This is a genomic window from Coprobacillus sp. AF33-1AC, assembly GCF_003475785.1.
Taxonomy (GTDB): Bacteria; Bacillota_I; Bacilli_A; order Erysipelotrichales; family Coprobacillaceae; genus Faecalibacillus.
On the sequence record NZ_QRQB01000048.1, the window covers coordinates 1 to 2,214 of the forward strand.

1 protein-coding gene is annotated in these 2,214 nt (G+C 32.7%); it reads right to left on the minus strand.

Annotation, left to right across the window (positions count from 1 at the left end):
* Nucleotides 1–129 precede the first annotated feature (129 nt).
* Nucleotides 130–1,500, minus strand: coding sequence for an ISL3 family transposase (locus tag DWZ53_RS11025; protein ID WP_191492211.1), 1,371 nt, complete (start codon nt 1,498–1,500; stop codon nt 130–132).
* Between the last annotated feature and the right edge of the window lie 714 nt (nt 1,501–2,214).

The window sequence follows — 2,214 nt, forward strand, 5'->3', positions numbered from 1 at the left end:
GGTAATTTAAAATAACTTGTGGTTGAGATTGTTTCGGCCAATAAGACAATTTGTGGTTCAGATGACCACATACAATTTAAAACTTAATCACAAGGTGTTTATAATACCAATTAGGGACTAGATGCAAATCTAGTCCTTCTTTTTTGGATACATATAATATGTTGCGTCATCATTTAACACATACATAACCCTATTTCTAAATCGTTCCCAGTTTCTATAGCCATTAGAATTATGCTTTATATTCTTGATGGTTTTATTTCTGTTTTCAATGATTCCATTATTAACTCGTTTTGTCTTCTCAGGATTGACTTTTATAAATGAGTTTATAATCTCATTTTTCCATCTCACCATTGTATTCCCAAATTCATTCATGATTGGAATACTGCTCGATTTGAATTCTCTAATAAGTTCATTAAGATTGTCCTTTGCGGTATCTGTATCGGATTTATCAAAGAATCTTTTAAGTTCATCCTTAAGATATAGGGCCTCCTCGAGCTGACTGTCTGTTTTGATCATATACTCGACAAGGTCATAGTAATTGTAATATCCTTCAAGAACACGATTGTATTTCTTCTCCATGTCTGGATCAGATATCTTATCGTCATTCTTGAGAAGAAGCCAGTTGAATTTCTTCAATACATAGTACTGCTTCTGCATTTCTCTGTGCTTCGTAACTTCACAGGAGGAGTGGTTTATTTCTTTGAAATTCGGATTAGGCTTGACTCTGTTCATTGCATCGATTCTGATTCTTTCAAGTCTTCTGTTGAATTCCTGGACAAGGTGGAATTTATCTAATGAATTGACTGCATTAGGAAACATGAGTTTCGTTACTATTCTATATGTTTCCCACATGTCAGTAGAGACGACTTTAACATTAAGTCTTTCTTCACGAGGAATAAGAGAAAGATAATTCATTAGATCATACTTTCTTCTTGAAGGAAGCAGGTCGATGACATTCTGAGAATTAAAATCAAGAAGAACGCATACGTAATCACCTTTTGATGATGAAAATGCATAGACTTCATCTATACATATACATTCAGGAAGTTTTCTTCTTGATATATTGACGTGTCTGTCAAATATATAGGCGGCTGCAGTTGGAGATATATGATATCTATGAGCGACTGCAGTAAATGTTTCATTAGGCTTTTTTAGATCATTAAGGACATTATATACGGTCGTTAGTGAAATCTTCATGCCTTCAGTGGTAAATGGATTGTGCTCATAGAATGTCTTTGAGCATTCGGGGCAGATATATCGTCTGGCCTTATAATTGATGAAGCAAGGTATCCCGCTAAGAATTGAATGCGTAATCTTCTTGTGTGTATATGAATGAGTTTTTGATGTTTCAGTACCACACACAGGGCACCTGTAGGGTTCGACAGCCAAAAGCACATGAACATGTACGCCATCAAACTGATGATGGACTTCAATAGAGCTGATTTTTCTATTGTCCAGGTTAAATAGTTTAAGAATATAGTCGTTATTAATGCTTTCCATAGTGAAAGTCCTCCTTATGATTCAAGAATAGATGAAAAGGGAGGAATAATAAACAAATCATGTGTGGTAACGAAAGATAAAAAGAGATTTCTGGAATTGAACAGACAGATATGATAGTAATCTCCAAAGCAGTTTACAAATCTGGTGTGGAAATAGGAAATGAGAGAATTATCAATTTCAGCATCGGTATTTTTGTGCACAATAATACTAATCATATCATCATATGAAACAGAAGATATAAAAGGAATCATAGGAGAAAGAAGAACTGCATGAGTTGAACCGCAGTGAGGACATATTAATCTGGTGATTCTAATTGAACTATTTTTAAAAGCTCTATAATAATAAGCATGAACCTTTAGACCGGATTCATTGCACTTTGGACAATGAACAGAAGAAAAATCCAGGGAACTAATGACAGAAGAATAAATATTCTGATTAATTGTATTGATTTTTTTGTGAAATTCTATTATTATCATAGTGTTCTTATGGACAGGATAATGAATCAAACTTTGGTCGGGATGGTTTATTATCCTTTTTCTTTCTATAGGATTATAAGTAAATCATAATAAAAAAATTCATTAATGACATCAAAAAATGATGAAAATAATGAAATTTATTTTAAACACATAAACCACATGGATTTTATATATGGGTAATGTTACTACCAATACTATTTTTGTTTAAAACTAAAATATCAGATTATTTTAAATACTC